Source organism: Neobacillus cucumis (assembly GCF_023715505.1).
Map to the genome: position 1 here is coordinate 47,251 of NZ_JAMBOH010000002.1, position 23,319 is coordinate 70,569.

Below are 23,319 nucleotides of genomic sequence, written 5' to 3' on the forward strand. Positions count from 1 at the left end.
GATGGATTTTAAACTGATTTTAGAATCAAGTTATCGGGAAATACTTCGTAGATATTTAGAAGAATCTTCCGAAACAGCACTGTATCAAGGACAAATGTTTAGCAGGAAATCCATTGAACAGCAAATACCTCCTGAAGAAATTATTAGTATTCATTGTAAAGTCTTAAAGGATCTATTTCCAGATATTAGTGATGAAATTTTAGCTTCGTTTGATTTTCTCATTGAATTTATGATGAACTATGGCTTAGCTTATCAAGAACATCTAAGCTTGCGGGACAAGCAATTTGAAATTAAATCGGAAATTGAAATTGCCGCCAGCATACAAGAAAACTTATTGGAAACACCAATTCCGAAGCTAGAGGGAGTAGATATTGGTGCCATAAGTATACCGGCAAAGGAAATGAATGGAGACTTTTACAGCTTTGTAGAGGATGAAAAAAATATTAGTATTGCTATTGCCGATGTAATAGGCAAAGGAATACCTGCTGCACTTTGTATGTCTATGATTAAATATGCAATGGATAGTTTACCAAAGTCCAGAAATAATCCTAAAGATGTATTAACAAATCTAAATAGAGTCGTAGAAAATAATGTTGATTCAAGTATGTTTATTACTATGTTTTACGGAATATATGATGTCATTAAGCATTCATTTACATATGCTGCTGCGGGGCATGAACAAGGGTTCTATTATCACGCCTCTTCTCACTCCTTTGAGGACCTAGAAACAAGAGGCATAGTGTTAGGTGTAGAACAGAATATTACATATGAGCAATATGAAAAAATGGTTAAACCCGGAGATATGATCGTGTTGCTATCTGACGGTGTGACTGAATCAAGGACGGAAAATGGATTTATCGAACGTTCGTTAATTACCGATTTAATTCAAACCTTTATGCATTTATCCGCACAAGAAATGGTGGAAAACATTTATCGTCATATCGAGAGACTTCAGAATTTTGAGTTAAGGGATGATTTTACGCTAATCATTATAAAAAGAGTTTAAAACTTTTTAATTGGGGTAGTTTTTATTAAACGTATGCCAAGGTTCTTGTTTTGTTTTAACAAACAACTTGGATTATATAGGGATATTTGGTATTTGGAGATAAATTAAAAAAAAATCAAAAATATATGAAAGGCACTTGGTGAAGATGCAGGGTAAAAAAATGCTTGAACTAGACTTTAACCAACATATTCAGGCAATAGCCTATCAGGTTCCAAAAGAAGGTAATATATTTAACGGGGATAGCTTTTATATGAAAGTAAATGACGACTACTTTATTTGTGCGGTTGCCGACGGTTTAGGGAGCGGGGAGCATGCCTATCATTCATCAAACGCTATTCGTCAAGAGGTGAAAAATAACCATGATAAAGAGGTAGAGGTATTAATCGATAATTGCAATCAGGTCCTCAAGAATAAAAGGGGTGCAACCATTTCAATTTTAAAGGTACATTTTTTACAAAAGACATTCACCTATAGTTCGGTGGGAAACATTCAATTTGTTCTTTCTTGCCCCTCTGGTCGGTTTATCTATCCACTACCTGTCCTAGGATATTTATCAGGAAAACCTCAAAAATACCGATGCGAAACCTTTTCTTATGAAAAGGGGGCAAAATTTATTCTTCATACGGACGGTATTGCGATTCCCAGTATTAAGTCATTAGTAAGTTCCTCCTGTTCGATTGAAGAACTCTCGAACCATTTGGAGGTCTATACGAAGACAGGAAAAGACGACCTGACTTATATCGTAGGTCAACTTTTTTAATAAAATATGTTTTTTTATTTTAATAACGGGTATTAACACATAGATACCTCTGTAAAGTGTAAAAGAGACTTACCTTAGGAGGAGCAAAATTGGAAAAGTTCTATGATAGTAAAAATATTTCGGAATATATCAACAATCATAAGGATGAATTTCAGGAGAAACTATTATCCGAGGCTGTCAATGTTGCCTCAAATATTGAGGGTATTTTAAAAGAAGGTAATATTGATTTATTGAAAAATGCTCAAAAGCTAGTTTTTTATGTTGTGGAAAATAGAAAAGATGACCTCATTGCTTTTGCTAATGAAGAAGGAATTGCATGGGCGAAACATTCGCTAACCCTTGCGTTCAAATTAGAATGGGTACATGCAATAAGACGTTCATTATGGTATTTTATCAGGCTTTATGATCGGTTAAATGAGAATATTAATTTTGTTGACAATTTTTTCGAATTGGAAGAGAGGGTTAATGATGGAATTGATGAGTTTCTAAACTCGTTTTTCATTAGTTATTCACATTATAAAGATGAATTAATCCTTGCCCAAAGGAAGTTAGTCGAACATCTTTCTGTACCGATCATACCAGTTAGCCAAACGGTAGCGGTATTGCCTTTGATTGGTACGTTTGATTCTTATCGAATGGAAATTATTGAAGAAAAAGTATTAACAGATATATCAAAGTTGCGGCTTCTAACATTAATTATCGACTTATCAGGAATATCAGATATGGACGAAGTAACCATTGCTCATTTTCAAAAAGTGTTGATTGGTATCACGTTGATGGGGGCTAAATCAGTTATAACCGGATTACGCCCAGAACTTGTTAGAAAAATGGTTCATTTAGGAATTGATCTTTCTAGATATACTGAAACAAAAGCAACCTTACAGCAAACATTAAATAATTATATTGGTTAATATATACATATTTCTAACGGTTAGCGTTAAATTAGAACTTTTTTTACCGGTTTGGATTACAAGACCGCAACCCCAAGACCGAAGTGGGAGGGATTCTTTATCCTCCTGATATTGGCTGCTATAACTTGCGGCACTTCATAATGAAAAGAGGCGCTCATGATTATGGGTGCTTTTTTGTTATTTGGACACACTATGGAAAAGAGGATTAGGTGGGAGGTAAATTGTCCAATTGGATCTATTTACACATTATTAACACGAGCTGGTTTATATTGTTTGGTATTTCGATGCCTGGTCTATTTGGGTTATTTATTATTTACAAACTTTATATGCTTTCTAAAGAGCAAGGTAATCAAAGTAATCAAGACAATCAAGAAAATGAAGGGTATCAAAGTAATAAAGACGACGGTGCAGTATCAGAGCAATAGTATTTATTAATTGAAAATCTTTAAGAACTTATTCACACAGGCAATGGACGCAACCTTTGACATTTATTATAGGGTCGCGTTTTTTTGTCATCAAAGCGGCTTTTTGAGATAGATGCTTTTGACGGAAATGACGAATAGCTTCGACGATATCTGCATACAATTCGGCCGCAGTTCATATTGACAACTAAGTATTACTAAACAGCCAAGAATATCTTGGCTGTTAGTTCAACGGTTATGTTCTGATTTATTCTTGCCAACGTTATCATTTGGTGAATCGCCTGTTCCATTCTTACTCTTACTCTTACTATTTGGTGTTCCATATATTTGATTATCTTGGGTCACTTTGGCTCCCTCTAAAAAATCATCCTTTGTATTCATTTTATTCACCTCTTTTGGTTGGAATTAGATTCTAACAGTCGTATTATCTGTTAAAACGATTAGAAACATACAATATGGTGTTTTTAATCTCGGATATCAGATTGGATACCCCGCAGAAACCTCCAATAATATTAGAACAAACGGAAAAGACCATCCCGGTAGCTTAGTTATGATGCCATTGCTTTTTTCAGTTTGAAGATTGATTAGTAACATTTATATAGATATTTGTCAGAAAATTCGAATGTAAGGACATCTTCTTTAATAAAGTAAATGTAAACGGTCGTAAAAAGGCATTCAGCCAGAAAGTTTCATATTGCGGTATGTAAAGGAACCATGTTCTTTTTTAATTAATGGGGAGGGGTTAAATGCATATTGTAGCATGTATCAAGCAAGTACCTGACACCAAAATTATCAAGATGAACCCAAAAACAAACACGATGGATCGCAGGACAGCGCCAGCGATATTGAACCCGTATGATGCCCATGCTGTTGAAGAGGCGGTTCGTCTAAAGAATAGGTATGGTGGAATCGTTTCTGTTGTAACAATGGGGCCGCCTCCAGCGGTTACCGCAATTAAAAAGTGTATAGAAATTGGCGCCGATGAAGGCTATTTAATCACGGACCGCCGGTTTGCGGGAGCGGATACATTGGCAACGAGTTATGCCGTGACAAAGGCGATTGAAAAAATAGGAAAACAACACCCCGTAGATTTAATCATTTGCGGAAAAATGTCCATTGATGGAGATACCGGGCAAGTTGGACCTGGAATTGCACGAAGGCTCGATATTCCACCGCTGACTTCTGTGAATAAAGTAGTTGATATTAAACAAGAAGAAGGATATGTCATTGTTCATCGCAAGCTGGAGGACGGATATGAAGTCGTAAGGTCCACAATGCCGTGTTTGTTTTCGGTTGAAAAAACAATCAATGAAGTGCCATATTCCCCGTTTCCAAACATGATAAAAGCTGCCAGATATAAACCTCATATCTGGTCTGTTGATGACCTGGAAGAGGTTGATGTGAAGCAGCTTGGTTTGAAGGGATCTCCAACCATTGTCTCCAAGGTTTGGGCGCCACAAAAGCCGGCAGGGGGAACGTTCCTTGAAGGAAACCCAATGACACAAGTAGACCAATTGGTCTCTGTCCTGCTTGAAAAGAAAGAGTTGTTTGAAACAAAGGAGGAAATGTAATTGGATTTCCGAGATTATAAAGGTGTTTGGGTATTTATTGAACAAAAGGATGGAGTGATTGCTTCCGTATCCCTTGAACTATTGGGTGCCGGTAGAAAGTTGGCGGACAAACGGGGAGTGGAATTAGCGGGTATTCTAATCGGGGAAAATGTTAAACATTTAACGAAGACCGTTTTTGAATACGGAGCAGATACAGTGTATGTATATGATCAGCCCATCTTTCAACATTACAGGACCGAGTCCTACATGAAGGCGCTGCTGGATTGTACGGATAAATATAAACCGGAAATTATCCTCTACGGGGCCACCTCAACAGGAAAAGACCTGGCAAGTGCGGTAGCCACCGATATGCCGACAGGTTTAACGGCGGATACAACGGAGCTGGATGTTGAAGAGGACACAGGGTTACTATTAGCGAGCAGGCCGGCTTTTGGCGGAAATATTATGGCGACCATTCTATGTAAAAAATACCGGCCTCAAATGGCGACAGTACGCGCCAAAGTCATGAAGGCGCTGACACCAGAGTCTGGGAGAACTGGCAAGATCATTGAAGAAACAATATCCCTTAAGGAAGAAGATATTCGGACAAAAGTCTTGGAAATTGTAAAGGATACGGTAAAGAAAGTAAGAATCGACGAAGCAGATATCATTGTTGCAGGTGGAAAAGGGCTAGGAAGCTTTGAGGGATTTCAGTTAATACACCAATTGGCAGAAACACTTGGGGGAGCGGTTGGTGCAAGCAGGGACGTGGTGGAAGCGGGTTGGATTGAACATGCTCATCAAGTCGGGCAAACCGGTGTGACGGTTACGCCAAAAATCTATTTTGCGATTGGAATTTCCGGTGCGATTCAACATATAGTGGGAATGAAAAATTCTGGTTTAATTATTGCGATTAATAAGGACAAAGAAGCCCCAATTTTTCAGTCCTGTCATTATGGAATTGTCGGCGATGCCTTTGAAATCGTCCCTATTTTAATTGAACAGTTTCAAAAGGCTTTATCCAGAGAAAAGGTAAGCAATACCAGCGAATGTTGATAAAGTTGACAGTCGGTGCCGGCTGGAATTTACCTTTCTATGCAATAATTCAAATAAAAGAATCCCAGTTTAATAAAATGGGATTCTTTTTATTTACAGTCAACCAAAACTTAACAGGAAAAAGCTTGTTAATTCAACCTTTTCCTTTTACACTCCTCATATGCTGTTTCCGATAGTTAAGAGGCGAAATGCAATAAGTTTTTTTGAAGGCGCTTGAGAAATAGGGTCCAAAACTGAAACCACACTGTTCTGCGATCGATTGAATGGAATAATCTGTTTTTAACAGCAAAATTCGTGCTTGCTCTAGACGATAGGTATTTAAATACTCAAGTGCCGTTACTTTATAGAATTTTTTCATATACTTAGCGATTGTATTTTCATGAATGTTAAATTGATCTGCTAACATGGAGCTTGTAATTGGTTTATGGTAATGATCTCTTATAAATTGGGCGACCTTTTCTGAAATAATGTAACCACTATCCTTCGCCATTCCTTGAGACTCCAATAGATTGATAAGAGAAAAAAAACTGATTTGTATGTCCCAAAATGATAACTCTTTATTTTCGTTTGTCGTAGCTAATAAAAGCTGATCTATTTTTTTGTAAATCTCATCATAATCTACTAATTTACACTTTTTTTGTAACTGAAGGGTATAGCTGTGATTGTGAAAGTGTAGAGACGGGATTGGAATTTCTGATTTTAGTTTGCTCGGTTCATCTCCTTCTGTATAGTAACTATTTGTATAGAAATGCAGCCAATAAAATTCTGTTTCTTCATCTGTCGGGCGGGTCGAAAAATGGTGTTTCAAAGGCAGTAATACAAGCATTTCATTTTTATTTACAGTAAAATCTTTCCCATCCTCTGTTAAGTAAAGCCTCCCTTTTTTCACAAAAATAATATCGAAATACTCTAAATCACTTCTATCTGGATGTGATGCGCCTTTTTCATATTTTGTGATATTCCCCTCAATAAAGATTGGGAAAGGCGGCACTGCAATTGACACGATTTCCATATGAATCACCTCTAACTTTATTCTTAAAATGTCATTATAAATATTTATCCCAAACCAAAACATTTTTTTATAAAAATGTTAAACTGTGTGAAATATCTTAAAAACTGATTAGAATAATTTATTTTCATTCCTTTTTTTATTTGATATATTTTAGAGGCGGTTAACGCTTACAATTCATTATACCTTTAAGATACTATTAATTACACAGTTATTTAACCGTTTTCTTGTAGAAAACTTTTGAAAAGGGGGTAATTTTTTTGGAGAATAAACAATTTAGAATTGAAATTTCACCGAGTGGAAATTTGACGAATTTAGTATTAAAAGAAGATACTAATAAAATGAATTGGGTGATTGATTCATCCTATCTAACTCAAAGTGGATATGATGAAAAAGATAAATTGTTTGGAAATTTTTCTCTAAAAATAGATGGGAAAATAATAAGTAGTGTAGAAATATTCCCGACCATATTTCAAGATGATGGACAAGCTATAGTCACGTATACTTTTGATCAAGTAGAAGCCATCATGAAGTATGATTTAACACAATCAAAGAATCGTTTCGTATGGAATATTACATTAAAAAATCGTACAGCAAACGCATTGAATATTACAGATTTTGTGATATGGTCTTCTTTTTCTTATGTGATGTTCCGTCTCAATGATTTGAACTTACAAACCAATCATTCTGCTGCGGTCTTTCCATCGATCTCAAAGAGCTATTCTAAGTTGGCGTGTGTTCGCAGAAGTAATGAGGCACCCCATTTAGGGATGTATCAAACGAAGGGACAAACGTTATCAGTAGGAACTTATTGTGCGTATAATAATCTATTTTTCGAAAGCGTTTCCCCGTCTTTAGATGGACTTCTTTTTCATCAATTAATTTTAGCCGGCGGATATCCAGAAGGGTTTGAAAATGCCGATTGGTTATATGAAAAAGAGGGGTTCATTCTTTCAGGTCTAAGCGAAAAAGAATGGGAATACTCTTTAGAGCCTTTTAAAGATCAAAGCGATTTTTATCGGATTGGTCAAAAAAATTACGGCCATCCCATCTTTGAGTTCGAACCACTCGCTATTGCGGAACAAAATTATGAATTCGCTTTTGAATTACCTGGTGATCAGTATTTGACAGATGCCTATGTTGAATACTTAGATGCAGCTGTTGATAGAAAAAGAGAAAGTATCTTTGCGGATATTAAACATGAAAAGAATAAACATCATGCTCACCTCTTCTTCACTATACCAGGGGAACATAAAATCACGATTGAAATAAATAATCAATATTATGATAGCGTTATCCTCAATGTGATGGAACCAATCAAAAAAATAATTGAAAATCGTTCCCATTATATTAGTGATGTTTTGTTTAATGGGGAAAACAGTGAAATCCCGTACAGCTACTCACCGATTTCCAATCAGGGTGAATCTCTAGGGAAATTAAGTTTAGTGCTAAAAAATAATTTGTTAGGTCATACGAATGTCAAGGAAGTTCAAAAAGTAGAATCAAGCTGCGTCTATTATATTCGTCAAAAGTGGTTCCAAAACGGTGATTTTGCTAAACCAAACAAGGTATATGGTGATTTTTACCGTTGCATGGATTTCGAATATATTGCTCATGTCTTTTATCTTCTTTCACAGTTTGAAGAGAATATTTTACAGTTACACCATCCGGATACTTATCTATCCTGGGCAGCTGACGTGTTCTCTTTACGGGTGAATCCTGATTTACATGATAACCACCGAGGAAAAGAAGAAGCAGGAATGTTAGGCGTGTTTTTCTTGTACATCGATGAATTAATGGAAGAGCTTAAAAGTCGTGGACTAACGGAGAAATATGAGGAAATCACTTCTTTATGGTTTAAGATCGCGCAGAATGTAGCAATGAATAGCCAAACTTTTAAAGCTGCAGTTACTGAGCATTTCTATGATAACGCTGGATTTGGTCCTGCAACAGGTGCGTTAGCAAGCACTCAACATTTCGATGCTGCAAAAAAATATGGGGAATTAGTTCTTGCAAATATTGGCTTTTCAAATGATTTCCGTGCTCAAAGCCCCGATCGCTGGTGGGAAGCCTTATCTTACATGATTCATTCCCTTTGGGGAGGAGTAACAGCTGCAGCGTGTCTTAAAGCTTACGAAGAAATACATGATAGTAGATACTTAAAAGCCGCCTATCGAGCGACTATCGGAATTCTTTACTGCTATGATACTAATGCAAAAGCTACGGATATGAAACTAACAGCTGGGGAAGCAGCTTCCACCTACAGTATAGCTGGACCTCATATTAATCGGCCTGACTTATCACGAAATCGTTTTGGCCAGTCGACTTTCTTTAGAGACGGAGGCATCTTTACTCGTTTATTTACGAAAGAAGAAGAAACCGCTGATTGGGATATGGGAGAAGAGCTAGTTGCCTATTTAGATGGATTTGGGAAGAAGACCTTCTTATATGAAGAAAATGGAACCGTTTCCGTTGTAAATGGCTCGATTGAAAAGACTGACGAAGGACTTTTGATTACTAGTTATGCACCTTACCCGACTGAATATCATTTCTATGACAGAAATTTACATTTTGTTTCGGGAAATGGGAAAACTATTCCACAAGTTTTATTAGTAGATGGGAAATTTAAAATAAACAAAGATGTATTACTTACTAGGGAGTGAGATGAATGATGGAGGGAAACACAGCGAAAAAATTAGAAATCGGTATAAATGAAGAGACAAGCTCCAAATTGTCTTTAAAACGAGTATTAGCATATGCTAGTACAGACACGGCTGGTAATTTACTATATTGTACACTTACTAGTTTTATTATGTATTTTTATACGGATGTTTTTGGAATTTCGATCGCTTCAGCCGGATTAATTCTGCTTATTGCGCGTATCTTTGATGCTTTGGATGCACCTATTTGGGGATTAGTCATTGACCACACACGAACAAAATGGGGAAAAAACCGTCCGTATTGGCTGTGGCTATCCGTTCCTTTTGGGCTCATGGTATTTTTAGCCTTTTTAACTCCAGATTTATCAGCTAGTGCCAAGTTCACCTATGCTTTAATCACCTATATTCTTGCTGGTGTCGTCTATACAGGTATTGGAACACCTATCACTGCGATTTTACCGAATTTAACAAATAGCTCTACTGAACGTGTTCGTTTAAATTCTTGGAGAAGTAATGGTGGGATGATTGGGTATTTAATTACTGCTTCATTCACTTTGCCTCTGGTCTCGTTTTTTGGTAAAGGAAACGATAAATTCGGTTTTCAAGTAACCGTAGGCATTTACGCCGTGATTGCCATAGCCTTACTGCTCTTTGCTTTTGCTGGAACGAAAGAAATCAATACAAAAAGTATCAAATCGATTCCTATTAAGCAAAGCTTGGGAGCAATGAAGGGAAATTGGCCTTGGATTACTTTGGTTCTTGCTTTTATCTTCTATTGGTTAGGAAATACAGCTAGAACTTCAACAGTTATATATTATTCAGAATATAATCTTGGTAATAAAAACTTAGCATCAATCTTAAACGGGCTTGTCGTTTTTCAAATGGTATCGATCACGATTCTCCCATTTATTGTGAAAAGATTTCTGAAAACGCATACCCAAATCATCGGATTTGCGATTGCAGCAATTGGTCAAATCATCATTGCTTTTGCTGGTAGTAGTGCGTCAATGATTATCTTTGGATGGATTGTTGCTTCACTTGGAACTGGTATTGCGGTTACATTACCTTTTGCTATGTTATCTGATACGGTGGATTATGGAGAATGGAAAACAGGTATTCGTGCAAGTGGATTCTTAACGGCCATTGGCAGCTCGTTCTGTATCAAATTAGGATCTGGATTAGGCAGTTTTATCCCTTCTATCATTATGGAAAAAGCAGGCTATGTGGCAAATGTAACTCAATCGGGTACCTCTTTAGCTGCTATTAAATTTTGCTTTACCTGGCTGCCAGCTATCTTCTTTATTGTTGGAGCGATTATCATGCTGAACTACACCAAATACGAAAAGGATGAAGTGAATGTTCGCAAACAGTTGTCATAGGGACGGTTCCCTGTTCTTATTTGTATCAAATTCTCGGAAAGAATTTGATACAAATCTGCATATATAATTTCATTTTTTCTTTACTAGCTTTACCTTTTGACAGGAGAATAGTAAAAAAACAGACAGAATTTTATTATTTCTGTCTGTTTTTATTCGGCTACTGGGCATTTCCAAACATCAGAGATAAAGACTCCACGGCACTCCCCATCGGTTCTGTGAAGATAAAAGGGGAGGGATGGAGCCTTCCAAATTTATCAATTTTAATACTTCTTTTATGATATACCTCCTCCATTTAAGGGTATGGAATAGTAAAACATTCTTAAGGAGGAAACTAGAAATGGAAGAATTATTTAACTATGGCTTTTTATTCGGGCTTGCAGATAATCTATATGGAAAAGATAAACAGGATGATCAAGTGAAGAATAGGATTGAAAAAGGGATGTTAATCAATAACAAAACAAACACAGAACAGATATAGGTGGCAGGATGGGAACAAATGGAATAAGACGTTTAAAACGATATAGGGAAATTGTTTCCCTGTTGATGAAACATGGGTTTGGTTACATAGTTCAAGAGATCGGTTTAACCGATACCCTTACTATAAAAGACCGGCTAATCGCAGATTTTAAAGAGGGAAATTCGCAGGAAATGGGATACTGTTTACGCCATTTATTAGAGGAGCTTGGTCCGACGTTTATAAAGTTAGGCCAACTCCTTAGTATTAGGAGTGACTTGTTGCCAGTTGAAGTCATTCGTGAATTGGAACTTCTTCAGGATCATGTCAATCAAGTATCAATTAATGAGATTAAGGATAAAATCCAGCTCGAGTTCGGACAGGCGGGAGAGGATGTATTTGTTCGCTTTAATGAAACACCGGTCGGGTCTGCTTCCATCGGCCAAGTTCATGAAGCGGTACTGCCAACCGGCCAGGAGGTAATGGTTAAGGTACAGCGGCCTAAAATTAAAGAAACGGTTTTTGCGGACCTTGAAATAATAAAGGACCTAGCTAAGATGATGGAAAACCACTACGATTGGGCCGAACATTACCATATAACAGATTTGATGGATGAGCTGTCAGAATCAATCAAAAATGAATTGGATTACATGGAGGAAGGCCGGAATACCGAAACAATTCAGCTTCAATTTGAAAACGATAACGGCATAAAAGTCCCCAAAATTTATTGGGATTACACTACAGCCGAAATACTTACTATGGAACGGATCGACGGAATAAAAATTACCGAGATCCAGCAGCTTAACCTGCCTCAAGAGGAAAAAAGACAGATTGCTGATAGGTTAGTAGAATCGTTTGTTACCCAAATTTTAAGGGAAGGTTTCTTTCATGGAGACCCTCATCCTGGTAACATTCACTACATTCCTGAAACGAAGCAGCTTGGTTTTATAGATTTAGGGCAGATAGGCAGGCTATCTTCGAGAAAAAGATATGATGTGACCACATTGATGATCGGTCTTATGAACGAAGATACTGATTTAATCGTGAAGGCTATGTACAGGCTTACCTATGTCCCCTCATCAGTTGATGAAAAACAATTTTATGATGATATCGACAGAATCAGAAAAAAATTCAGCCATACTCCTTTAGGCGAATTGAATTTTGGTTTGACGATCAACGAACTCTTTTCGGTTGCACATAATCATCAGATTTATATTCCAACAGACTTTATGATGCTGGGAAAAATGTTAATAACGTTAGAGGGAATTATTTCGGATATAGATCCTTCATTAAACCTGCTTGAACTGGCAAAGCCTTACTCTCAACAACTATTGGTAGAACGCTATAATCCGGTCAAATTTGGAAAAAGGCTTTTGAAAGATGCAGAGGACATGGCTGAAAGCTTTACGAAAATTCCCGGACAGCTGGAGGACGTTCTTCAGAAGACCTCCGAAGGGGACTTAAAGGTGAAAATTAGTGTACATGAGCTTGATGATATTTTTACAAAAATTGATCGCTTAAGCAACAAATTTTCGTTTAGTTTAACACTGCTCGCCTTTAGTATCGTGGTATTGGGCTTAATTGTTGGGGCCACTTTCGGAACCAACACGATTCTAACCAGTATACACGCACTTGAAGTTGGTTTTGTAATTGCATTCTTAATGTTTTTATGGATTATTTATTCCATCATTAAAACAGGCCGCTTTTAACTTCTCTTCTTCGCATTAAAATACCCGGGAAGGCTCACTTCCCGGGGCATTTTAAGATTCCATGTAATTATGCTGTCGTTCAATTTTACCATCATCATCATGAATATAGGCAATCGTTTTAGATTCTTCTGCCATCCGTTTGGCTTCTTTTATAGCCTCACTTTTTGAATCACTTGTGTAGGCAGGTTCCTCTTTGCCCTCAACCTTTACCGCCCAGCTTTCTTCTTCATGTGGAACGACATGAAACCTCGCCTCATCGGTCCCTGCCCGCTCTTTAAAATATTGGTCACGGTCATTTTGGTTATCTCTTTTATTTGTCATGGGTTTACCTCCAAGTTATTTTTTTCTTATACTTTACGTTTACCCGATTGACGAAATAAGAAACCTAATCATCATTTCTATAAAAGCGATAAGCAGGTCAGTTCATGATGTAGCATATTTTATCTATTGGATTTTAAAGTTTAACTCCGATGAACAAAAAAGACAAATATATATGGAGATGTTTTTAGATAGGTACGGCAGATTGACACCTGAAGAAGAGAGAATCTTACCATTAGAAGTTTCAAAAATTGCGTTAAACATGATTATAAAAGACGTATTACAAGCAGAGAAGGTATTAAATGAAACTGAGCCCCTCATTCAATATCTCCTTAGTCACATAGGAAAAGGATTCTTACACCATTAAACACTTATTTCTTATACTGGTCACTAACCGCAAGGTGAAATTATCACAGTGCGTTTTTTTTTCTAATTTATTAAATTTTCAAAAACGGGAAACATTTCTGTGATACGAAATACATTAGGGCATCCTTGTGCCTGAGTGTATTGGTCTATTCGCAGAAAACTATACATTCATCAAAAAATCATTTACCGACAAAAACGTAACTAGTTTATAATATAAGGATGTCCAAATTTGATAGCAAGAGTCAAATTCCGCAACGCTTAGTAGATTTAAGAAGGTGATTACAATCAATATTATTGAAACAAGGGTAAGAAGTTTTATTGAAGATATCCAACACCCTAAACAAAAAAAGAAAATAAATATTAATGATTTAGAAATTCAGTTACGTAAGCGTTTGGATGATTATTTTGAAATGGACGGTTATTCGTTGTTTTATCGTACAATCGAAACATTGCAGGCTGAGGGACAACTGACCCCTATTACAAATAATCAATACAATGGAAGGACACCAGCACTTGCCTTATACTACTGGGTTAATATGAAAGTTTCTGCAGCTAAATGGGATCGTCTCGCGATGATGAAATTAGGCGATCTGTTTGATTTTTCCTTTTATGAACGGCATCCCGAATGGCAGACGGAAGAGGAATGGAATCGAATCCAGAATGTATATACTTTTCTAAAGTCCAGTCAGGAACGGGAAATCGTGTCAGTCGAAGAAAGAAGCCTTGAACTCTTTGAACATGAAAAATTCCTATTAGACGGAGATAGTTTTCCAGAAGGAAAAGGTTTTTTAACTAGAATTGGAGTATCAGAAGAACAGCTTAAAATGGTCAGCTACGGGGAGCCTTTTGTTTTTTGGATAAAACAAGGGAAAGAACTAAAAGATATTCAACGCGTACTGATTGTTGAAAATCTATCTTTCTTTCATACTTCCATTAAGTTATTGGAAGCGAATGAACTGGATTATGATCCTGAACTGATTATTTATGGTGAAGGGACTAAGATTGAGCGAAGCTTTTCCTATTTCTTTAGAATGTTTCCAACTAAACCCTATCTTTTCTATTACGCAGGAGATCTTGATGCCGCAGGCTATGCTATTCTTATTCGCCTGATTGAAAAATACCGAGATAGCTGTATCCAGCCGGCCTTGAAAATTTACCGCAAAATGCTTGATTGTTTAGAACAAAAGAATGACCAGAAAGTCGGTCAAACACAAAACACCCAATACCGTGATTTATTTTTTCAATGGTTTACTGAAGAGGAGCAAGCGCTATTAGGGCAATTATGGCAGGAAAATAAACGGATCGCTCAAGAAGTTTTAACAATCGAATCATGGAGGAGATGGAAGTGAACGAATCATGGGAAGGATTTGCCCAGCGTATGCAACGGTTAAATCCACTATTTGAGCTCGGGAGGGGAATGGAAGTAGGGGAGCTGAAGCCCCATATCCAAACGATTCTCATGCAAGTGCTCCTCACCATCTTTTATCGAGAATTAAACGATGATGATCATAGACGCAAAGCAGATATCAAGTATATAGTCCAAGATTCCATTAAGCAAATGAGGCTATTAGCAGATGATAAGCAAATTGAACGAATTACAAGTGGGCTTTTATATCAGGGAAAAGAAGAGTATAGTAAACCGTTTGAAGCCTTATATTACGATGAAATAAGACAATCTTGGGAGACGCAAACATTCCGCTATGTCACAATGGATGAATTATATACGAATCTTGAGATGGGAGGGTCTATCGTTTATAAACTCACGGATGTGGCTCAGGAAATGATTTTTATGAGCAGGGAAATGGCTGAGGAGTTCTCCATCACAATTGAACAACTCTATAGTATGCAGCTGATTAAAAACGGTAATTTTCGAAAGGCTACTCGAAACCTCGATCACCTCATTTCACGAGTAAACCGCTTAATGGCAAATGAATTTACCTTTCAAAAGGAAATGATTAACAATCCCAAAATCTTATTGATGGAAGAAGAATGGCAACGAGCTGACAATCGTGTTGAAATTGAAAAGCAATTTGAAGAAGAAAAAAATCATTTCCGGACAATCACTAGTATGATAGAAAAAACAAAACGAAGGAATGAAAAAGATGATTTGATTCAGAAGGAACTCATTCTTCTTCAAGAAAAAATTGGCCATACGAGGCAATTGCATGATCGTTTTGCTAAGCTAGTTATTCAGAATATTTCCTATGAGATGAAATTAAAAGCGGAAAACCCCTCATTGTTCTGGGAAAACAGCTTGGTTTCATTTCGTGAACATTTTTATGAAAATTGGTTAATGAAGGAAGGCGTTCAAGGTTTTAACGAAATAGAACGAGTGCTTTCTCCTATATTTTCACCGAAGAATGAGTTTATTTTGCCGCTCGATTGGATTTGGGGAGAGCAGGAATTTAACGAAACTCAAACGTCGGATGTTGTAATTGAGGATGAGGTGGAAGAAAGCATTACTCGTCAGCGCGTAACGAACTGGGACTCCGTTATTAAGGCATGGAGTTATGTTTTTCAATATTTACAAACCTACGGAGAGTTTTCATTAGCTAATATAGTAGAGTTGCCATTAGAAGTGCAGGATTTATGGTTTGAAGAATCTGAAACGATTGATTTATGGATGATGTTTGATAAAAAGCCGCTGAAGGTTCAAGTCCTGCATCGAAAAGAAGATACCTTAAGCGATGAGAGGGAAATTCTTCTTTATAAATTAATGATGGAGTATCCGCAATTTCAAGTGTTTGAAGGCTTGAAGATCTTTACATCATTCGATCATCGAGCGGAGCCTTTCACCTGGTACAGAATGAAAATAACTCCTTTTAAAATATGTGTACAGGAGGAGAAGTAATGAATGCAGAAACGATTAAAAGGGCTTCAGCAGTCTTTTTTACTCTATTAAAAGAAAAAGTAATCGACGAGAACAGTGAACACTTCCAGGCTTATTTTAATCCGGAAGTGAGGCAGACCGTTCTTTTATTAGCGGATGAGTCCGGTACATATATCATTGAATCACCAAAACGCATCCAATTAGTGGTCCAGCCAACCGGCTCTGTCTTTGCTACGAATTTTACTCAATTGAAAGAAAAACATCGGCAAGTTGAAACAAAAAAACACTTTCATCTGATGAGCGTTGTCATCATGTCATTTTTGGCAGCAATCGATCGTAATCAAGCGGCAAAAATTCGCACAAAGCGGGAAGGAATCAGCTATTACGCATTAGAGCGGCAAGTGAACGACCTAATAATGAATTGGGATAATATCATTAAAGCGAAACCTGCCTTTGGAGTAGAAGAAGGAATTGATATGAAAGAAGTAGTGACCACATGGAAATACATGGAGGTTGACACAGATGATTATTCTGTTAAAAAAAGCAATAGACGAACCAGAATTGGGTTAATCGCCGGTGCGATGCGCTTATTAGAGACGGAAGGGCTAATCGTCATCCTTGATCGGGACGATATTCCAAAGGCGATTCCAAGACAAGAGCTTTTTGAGCGAATTGAATATTTGTATCACGATTATGATCGTTATGAATTATTTAAAAAATTAATGACTTCAGAGGAGGATGAGCATGCCGAAAATCCATCGAATTAGAATTGTTGGCCTCAAATATGATGGCATGCAAAAGCAATACAAAGATACTACTTTTAATTTCCATAATGACGAGACATCCACAAATGGTCTCATTGCCATGATGAATGGGGGCGGGAAAGGTGTGTTCCTGCAAACTATTTTCCAAATATTGAAACCTGGAACTTCGTGGGGAAAACAAAATAACCGTTATTATCAGCAGTTCTTCTTTAATAATAAAGAACAATTTATTCCCTATACCTTTCATGTTCTTATCCAATGGGAATTGGACGGTGCTGACCACAGGCATCTGGTGACGGGAGGAATGTTCTCAGCTGAACAGCGGATTTCGATGAGTGAAGAAAGTGGAAGTGAAAGTAAAACATTGGAGCAGGAAGCAAAGATCCTTCCTAATATTACATTTTATACAAGAGAATTTGAACGGAAAGAAGAGGCAGCGCTTGAGCATATTCCACTTTATGAGAATGATGAGGTTGCTGATTCCGAAAGCTTGAAGGATTATTTAAAATGGAATGGATATGACGTTTACCGAGATACGAAGAAGCACTATCGCATCCTTGATACATACGGAATTAACCGTAAAGATTGGGATATTATGAAGGACATAAACAAGGATGAGGGGGGCGTTGGGAAATACTTTGAGGGAGCAGAGGATGATTATTCCCTGTTCCAAAAAAGAATTATTCCGACAGTTGGTCAAGTCTTACATCGAACCGAACATCAAAAGAATGATCTTGTTGAGATATTCAAGAGCCAGGCCAGTATCGCGAAGGACCTGCCTGTTCTATTAAAAAGAGAGCAAGCCCATAAGGAGTTTTTAGAAGACATTGTTCCATTTGAAGAGCATCTAGCTAAAGGAGTAGAACATAAAGAAATTGTTCTAGAAAGCATGAAGGTAGGAAGGCAACTGCTTGGGGCTTTAGAGCATTTGAAACAAACGGAAGAGGAAGCACTGCTTACCTTAGAAAAAAATATTGAGAAATTAATATTAAGGCAAGCAGATTTACGTTATCAAAAAGACAATTTAGAGTACGCAAAAGCTCACAGAGAGGTGATGGATTGGGAAAAAAAATTAGTGGAAGAACGGACCAAGCATACTTCTTTACTAGAGATTGTGAAAGAAAAGCAGGTACGAAAAGAACAATTGACGTTTCAACTTTTATTGAAAGAGTGGTATGAAAACGAACAGAGTATACGCTCTCTTTCACAGCAAATTGATAAATTGGAACAAAATAGTGGTTTAGAGCAAGTGAATCAAAGAATGGATGAAATCAAAAAAGAAGCATTCTCGCAATGGGAACATTCCTATCTTTCCATTCAAGAAGCGGTTAAGCAGTATGTAGGGTTTCAAAAGTTTCTTAATAAAAAAGGAACCGAGCTGTCGCGGCAAGATAAACAAAAGACAAAAGACATGGCGCAGCTTAGTACGGAAATTGGTTTTCTATATACGGATATACATAACTTTGAATCCAAGGAAGTGGCACTCGTTCAAGAATTTGGCGACCGCTTAACCTATGACTTAAAGGGACTAATCGAAAACCTATACAAACAAATAGAAGACAAAAAGGCTAAGTTAGAAGGGCTGCAAGCAAAAGAGAAGGAATCTAGCGAAAGGAAAAATCAACTTGCTACTTCACATGGAACTCTCGTCCAATCCATTCAGTTCTCACAAGAAAAATGTGAAGAATTAAAAGTTACGAATGAACAGCAAAAGCAAAAAGAAACAAAACTGCTAGATAAGCTTCATGGTTTATTAGATGGTGTCACAGGGCCGTTTACCCACTCTCTCTTATCGAAGTATGCCACACAGATAGAAGAAATGCTGGTCCATAACCGAGAACAGGGGGAACAAATTAAAAAAGATCTTTGGGAAACACAACTTGATCATTCTTTAAATGATGAGCATTTCTGGATTCCTAATAAAGATGTGAAAGAATTAAAGGAATGGATCGATGAGAAGACTGGTATTGATGTGTTTTATGGAACCCATTTTCTTCAATCTTTAAGTTCAGATGAAATGACAAACTATCTCTTGATGTATCCGCTTCTTCCATATGGTTTAGTTGTCAGTCAACATCAATGGCAAAAAATTAATCAGCAGATTCTTTCAGGAAGAATGTTCAAAAGTCCTGTTCCCATTTTCTTGCGTGAGGAAATGAACCGCGAAAATCACCAACCATCCTTTGTGATTATCAACGGAACCGAGAGAGAGCTATTAACCGATAAAAATCTATTTACTAACTGGAAAATTAAGATTGCTAAACAAATAGAAGAGAAGAAAGATACTCTCGTTGAAATGGAAAAAACAGAAACTTCCTTACGTCGTATTTTAAAAGAAATCGATCGTTTCTTATTAGGCGTTCTATCTAGTGATATAGAAAGAGCACTCCATCAAGAACAGAACGCTCTTCTTTCAAAGAAATCGAAATTACAGGAAATCACCACACAGGAAGATAAAGAAAACGAATTACTGCTTCTGCTCAAAGATCAGATAGAAACTACGAAGCGAAAAATAGGAAAGCTGTCAAAAGATGTTGATACATTAGAGGTGTTTGCCCAAGAAAAGACCCTATATCAAGAGAATAAACGGGTGAGACTGGAGAAAGAGAAACAAAAGGACGCCCTCGGTTCTCTACAGCAAGAAATAGGAAAAGAGCACCAAGACATCGTTGACCTGCAAAACAAGTGGAATCAAACGTATCTAGAATGGAAACTTACAACCGAACAAAATATCAAGGAAATTTCCTTCTTTATAGAGGGGGCAGCTTTTCCTGCTGATGAAAAAGCAGACCAAAGTGAAGAGGTCCCACGCCTATCCCAACATTTATTAAAAGAGATAAATGGAAGTATCGATGAGTTAAAACAGCTCCAAAAGTCAAAAGAAGAACAGGCTAAAGAATTGCTCGTGATTCAAGCAAGAAAAGAAACCGAACAAAAGCAGCAAAAAAAATTAGAGAAAAAACTCGATTCGCAAAAGAAGGAGTGGAACCAAGTTCCAGAACCGGATGAACCTATTAGTATATTAGAAAATATGCTCCAAACCGCACAAAAGGAAGCGAAGGCAGCGGAAAAAGAAGAACGGGAACAAGGAACGGCTGTAACCGTAGCAGAAACCTCCTTAAAGCTTGCGACCGAACAGCGCGACAAGTCAGGTAAGAAAGTCGAAAAGCATGAAAAACAGCCTGAAGCATGGGAAGACCTTGACTTAGAGATAAAGGAGATAGAAATTAAAGACCAAACGAAACTAGCGAAAGAAGAAGTAAAGAAGGCGGAGAAACGACAAAAAGAATCAGAAACGAAAATTGCAGGTTTTGAAGGGGATTTATTAACCATATCCGTTATCCTAAAGGAAGAAGCGGCGGCATTTACGGACAATGATTTAGAAAGAATTAAGAGTCAAGGAAAAGCAGGTATCCTATCCTGGTGTGAAGAACATCAAGCGATTCAGGAAGAAGGCCAAGAGAAGCACGCGAAAATCGAACAATCATTGCGTAATGTAAAGAACACGATTGAAGGAAAGGATTGGGAGATTCGCTTTAAAAATGAAGTCCTAACCACACTGGATCATCTGGATACAAGGCATTATGCGCATATCCAAAGTATAATCAAAAATATGAAGCGTTTTTCACAAAGTGGATTGGAGCAATTAGAGCGAGATAAAGAAAGGGCAGAAAACGCTCAAAACTTCTGGGCTAGCCGTGCCAGCATGAAAGTAATGAGTATTTCAGAGGCTATTCGTTCCATGATTGCGAAAATGAAGCTGAAAAATGAACGAGGGTCCTTTCCGCTTGTTCAGCTCAAGGAAGACATCTTACCTAAAAAGGCAGAAGATATCGAACCACTTTTGAAGCAGCATTTTGTTGCTGCTATTAAAAAGATAACCCAACAGTTCGATGTGATTGATGATGTGAATCAATCCTTAGACCAAGAAATAAAACAACTCATTAGTGATGAGCAAATTTTATTTGTATCACTAAGAAATCGATATCCTGAGCTGCTTGTCTATAATATGCGGACGGATAATGCCTTTATGTACGGAAAACCGCAAAGAGAGCATTATTCAACATGGCAGACTATTAATCAAGGCTCTAAGACAAAATCCGATGGCAGTGGAGGGCAAAAGTTATCGGCTCGAATGGTGATGATGATGATGTTATTATCAGTTAAAAGCGAAACAGACCAAAGCTGGGTTCCGTTAGTCTGTGATAATCCATTCGGACAAGCTGCATCGGCACATGTCCTTGACCCGATATTCGCAGTTGCCGAGAAACTGAAGTTCCAATTCATCGTCGTCACTCCACCAGAACTGGTGAAAACGGAAATCAGCCAAAGATTTGACGCCTATTATAAATTGGACTTCATTCGTGAAAAAGGAAAAGAAATTGTTTCGGATACGATCGTTCCAGCTTTTCGAATTTACCAGGGAGAGGAAGTCTCTCAGGTAAAGTAACACAATGATACAATCTAGGATTAAAGTAAAAATCTCACTTTCATATGGGAGGTGGGATTTTTACTTGTAACAGGAAATTACTCTATTTTAAAAAGCACCATCAGAAAGAACGCGCCTAAAAGGATGCCTTTTGCTTCAGATAGATTTTCTTGTTGAATATTCGACATGCCACTCAGGTATTGGAATTTGTTTTGGCTGGTTACCTTCGCGTTCAATTCTATCACGTCTTTTCTTCATCCATTCTTGTAGGGTTGCTGGAAAATGAGTTTCTTCGCAAGGGAATACGGCAATGTCGGTAAACGCAGGAGGAAAGGGACTTTTTCTAATGTGTTTTATTAGCTTTGCCATCACCTGTTCATAGTCCATTTCAGAACAAAATTGGAACCATAGCAGAACGGTCTCGTCCTTCACCAAGAAGTGGGAATAAACCGATTCAATTAGTGTTAATAGTTTCACTGCCTCTTTTTTGGTCATCGCCATTCCTCCTGTGCCCCAATTTTACCTTCCTAAAAATTGACGCTCAACTCGTTCAGATATCGATTCTTTGTTTTGCTTTTGGGGTGTTTACCTTCTTTAGCAATATCCTTATGGCCTTTTCACAATCCATTTCTCTATAATATTTCCATTTATTTCTATCTCTAAAAAGGACAGAGTCAAAAAAATTTTTATCATTCGGTAATATTCACTATTTCCAGATTTCCTAGAACACCAATTGCTTACATCGATGTTAAAATTAAAAAGGTAGTTACGTGTCAAAAATCATAAGAGGAGCATACTTTACAAATGAACCAGAAATTTCTTTATATTATCATCATCATTGCCCTGGGGTATCTATTAAAACGTTTCAATATTTTACAAGAAAAAGATGGACAAGTTATTTCAAAAATTATATTTAAAATAACTCTTCCTGCATTAGTCATTGTTACCTTCGATTCTGTAAAAATAGAAATTTCTCTAATTTTAATTCCTATTATTGTCCTCATATATGGTTTAGTCACCACATGTCTTGGCTTATGGGTATTTAAAAATGAGGAAAGGGAACTTAAAGGTTCTTTTATGATCATGTCTTCAGGATATAATGTCGGCCTCTTTGCATTTCCTCTTGTCTATTCGATTTGGGGGATGAGTGGATTAACCTATTTTAGTATGTTTGATGTAGGAACATCATTCCTTGTCTTTGGAATTGCCTATATATTAGGAAGTTATTTTTCAGAAGAAGGGTTACGCCTCAGACCTGTTGAAATTGTAAAGAAACTTAGTAAATCAATTCCTTTAATGACTTACGTAATCGCGAGTATTTTAAATTTCAGTCATTTAAAATTACCTGACATGATTATTAATGTGGCGAGTACCATATCGGCAGCCAATATGCCCTTATCCTTATTACTTTTGGGACTCTATTTAAATTTTAATTTTGAGAAAAAATTTATTAAACCGATGTTGAAATTTTTAACTTTTCGATATGGTCTGGGATTTGCTTGTTGGTTTTACTTTATTTTTTCTTCTTCCAAACGATGATATGTTTCGTTATACGATATTGATCGGACTCGTACTGCCACTTGCGGCATCATCCATCACTTATAGCGTTGAATTTAAATATAGTATGGAAAGCACACGTTTAATAGCAACTATTTCCAACATTACTATTTTAATTAGTATCGTTATCTTGTATATT

The 23,319-nt window shown here is 37.1% G+C and carries 20 protein-coding genes; 16 read left to right on the top strand and 4 right to left on the bottom strand.

Annotated elements, in window-relative coordinates; all coding sequences use genetic code 11:
- The first annotated feature begins 1 nt into the window (after window position 1).
- The 4 genes from M3226_RS02980 (at window position 2) to M3226_RS02995 (ending at window position 3,102) form a co-directional block, all read left to right on the top strand.
- Window positions 2-1,006 (top strand): PP2C family protein-serine/threonine phosphatase, encoded by a 1,005-nt coding sequence (locus M3226_RS02980; protein WP_251562449.1) that lies wholly within the window; start codon window positions 2-4, stop codon window positions 1,004-1,006.
- A 160-nt stretch (window positions 1,007-1,166) separates the two neighbouring features.
- On the top strand, window positions 1,167-1,766 hold the full coding sequence (locus M3226_RS02985; RefSeq protein ID WP_251562451.1) for a PP2C family serine/threonine-protein phosphatase: 600 nt from the start codon (window positions 1,167-1,169) through the stop codon (window positions 1,764-1,766).
- An 89-nt stretch (window positions 1,767-1,855) separates the two neighbouring features.
- On the top strand, window positions 1,856-2,677 hold the full coding sequence (locus M3226_RS02990; RefSeq protein WP_251562453.1) for an STAS domain-containing protein: 822 nt from the start codon (window positions 1,856-1,858) through the stop codon (window positions 2,675-2,677).
- A gap of 221 nt (window positions 2,678-2,898) precedes the next feature.
- The gene (locus tag M3226_RS02995; RefSeq protein ID WP_251562455.1) at window positions 2,899-3,102 is read left to right on the top strand and encodes a hypothetical protein; all 204 of its coding nucleotides are present in this window, start codon (window positions 2,899-2,901) and stop codon (window positions 3,100-3,102) included.
- A 225-nt stretch (window positions 3,103-3,327) separates the two neighbouring features.
- Here the strand turns inward: M3226_RS02995 and M3226_RS03000 are convergent, their stop codons facing one another.
- On the bottom strand, window positions 3,328-3,480 hold the full coding sequence (locus M3226_RS03000) for a hypothetical protein (RefSeq protein WP_251562457.1): 153 nt from the start codon (window positions 3,478-3,480) through the stop codon (window positions 3,328-3,330).
- 365 nt (window positions 3,481-3,845) lie between these two features.
- Here M3226_RS03000 and M3226_RS03005 point away from each other — a divergent pair, with 365 nt between their 5' ends.
- Window positions 3,846-4,670 carry an electron transfer flavoprotein subunit beta/FixA family protein gene (locus M3226_RS03005; RefSeq protein ID WP_251562459.1) on the top strand — a complete coding sequence of 275 codons (825 nt, stop codon included), beginning with the start codon at window positions 3,846-3,848 and terminating at the stop codon, window positions 4,668-4,670.
- Entirely contained in the window at window positions 4,671-5,705 is a 1,035-nt protein-coding gene (locus M3226_RS03010) for an electron transfer flavoprotein subunit alpha/FixB family protein (protein ID WP_251562461.1), read from the top strand.
- A 133-nt stretch (window positions 5,706-5,838) separates the two neighbouring features.
- Here the strand turns inward: M3226_RS03010 and M3226_RS03015 are convergent, their stop codons facing one another.
- Window positions 5,839-6,717: an AraC family transcriptional regulator gene (locus tag M3226_RS03015; RefSeq protein WP_251562463.1), complete on the bottom strand. Its 879-nt coding sequence runs from the start codon at window positions 6,715-6,717 to the stop codon at window positions 5,839-5,841.
- Window positions 6,718-6,974: 257 nt separating this feature from the next.
- Between M3226_RS03015 and M3226_RS03020 the strand changes: the two genes are divergently transcribed.
- The 4 genes from M3226_RS03020 to M3226_RS03035 all read left to right on the top strand — a co-directional run bounded on the left by M3226_RS03020 (window position 6,975) and on the right by M3226_RS03035 (window position 12,916).
- Window positions 6,975-9,377, top strand: a complete 2,403-nt coding sequence (locus M3226_RS03020) for a hypothetical protein (RefSeq protein WP_251562465.1) — start codon at window positions 6,975-6,977, stop codon at window positions 9,375-9,377.
- A 5-nt stretch (window positions 9,378-9,382) separates the two neighbouring features.
- On the top strand, window positions 9,383-10,753 hold the full coding sequence (locus M3226_RS03025; protein WP_251562467.1) for an MFS transporter: 1,371 nt from the start codon (window positions 9,383-9,385) through the stop codon (window positions 10,751-10,753).
- Between the two features lie 337 nt (window positions 10,754-11,090).
- A complete protein-coding gene (locus tag M3226_RS03030) occupies window positions 11,091-11,231 on the top strand; it encodes a hypothetical protein (protein WP_251562469.1) in 141 nt (46 codons plus the stop codon).
- Window positions 11,232-11,239: 8 nt separating this feature from the next.
- Window positions 11,240-12,916 carry an ABC1 kinase family protein gene (locus M3226_RS03035; RefSeq protein WP_251562472.1) on the top strand — a complete coding sequence of 559 codons (1,677 nt, stop codon included), beginning with the start codon at window positions 11,240-11,242 and terminating at the stop codon, window positions 12,914-12,916.
- A gap of 51 nt (window positions 12,917-12,967) precedes the next feature.
- On the opposite strand, the gene M3226_RS03040 is transcribed toward M3226_RS03035, so the two are convergent.
- Window positions 12,968-13,237, bottom strand: coding sequence for a DUF2188 domain-containing protein (locus M3226_RS03040; RefSeq protein ID WP_251562474.1), 270 nt, complete (start codon window positions 13,235-13,237; stop codon window positions 12,968-12,970).
- A 172-nt stretch (window positions 13,238-13,409) separates the two neighbouring features.
- Here M3226_RS03040 and M3226_RS03045 point away from each other — a divergent pair, with 172 nt between their 5' ends.
- From M3226_RS03045 to M3226_RS03065, 5 genes are all read left to right on the top strand, one after another.
- Window positions 13,410-13,601: a hypothetical protein gene (locus M3226_RS03045; RefSeq protein ID WP_251562476.1), complete on the top strand. Its 192-nt coding sequence runs from the start codon at window positions 13,410-13,412 to the stop codon at window positions 13,599-13,601.
- Between the two features lie 274 nt (window positions 13,602-13,875).
- The gene (locus tag M3226_RS32475; protein WP_251562478.1) at window positions 13,876-14,949 is read left to right on the top strand and encodes a Wadjet anti-phage system protein JetD domain-containing protein; all 1,074 of its coding nucleotides are present in this window, start codon (window positions 13,876-13,878) and stop codon (window positions 14,947-14,949) included.
- Window positions 14,940-16,451, top strand: coding sequence for a hypothetical protein (locus tag M3226_RS03055; protein ID WP_251562481.1), 1,512 nt, complete (start codon window positions 14,940-14,942; stop codon window positions 16,449-16,451). Before M3226_RS32475 ends, M3226_RS03055 begins: the two co-directional genes overlap by 10 nt.
- Window positions 16,451-17,197, top strand: a complete 747-nt coding sequence (locus M3226_RS03060; RefSeq protein ID WP_251562483.1) for a DUF6063 family protein — start codon at window positions 16,451-16,453, stop codon at window positions 17,195-17,197. The genes M3226_RS03055 and M3226_RS03060 overlap by 1 nt, the downstream gene beginning before the upstream one ends.
- Entirely contained in the window at window positions 17,175-21,644 is a 4,470-nt protein-coding gene (locus tag M3226_RS03065; protein ID WP_251562485.1) for a hypothetical protein, read from the top strand. The genes M3226_RS03060 and M3226_RS03065 overlap by 23 nt, the downstream gene beginning before the upstream one ends.
- Window positions 21,645-21,779: 135 nt before the next feature.
- On the opposite strand, the gene M3226_RS03070 is transcribed toward M3226_RS03065, so the two are convergent.
- Window positions 21,780-22,118 carry a replicative helicase loader/inhibitor gene (locus tag M3226_RS03070; protein ID WP_251562486.1) on the bottom strand — a complete coding sequence of 113 codons (339 nt, stop codon included), beginning with the start codon at window positions 22,116-22,118 and terminating at the stop codon, window positions 21,780-21,782.
- Window positions 22,119-22,427: 309 nt separating this feature from the next.
- Between M3226_RS03070 and M3226_RS03075 the strand changes: the two genes are divergently transcribed.
- Window positions 22,428-23,162 (top strand): AEC family transporter, encoded by a 735-nt coding sequence (locus M3226_RS03075; RefSeq protein WP_251562488.1) that lies wholly within the window; start codon window positions 22,428-22,430, stop codon window positions 23,160-23,162.
- The last annotated feature ends 157 nt before the right edge of the window (window positions 23,163-23,319 follow it).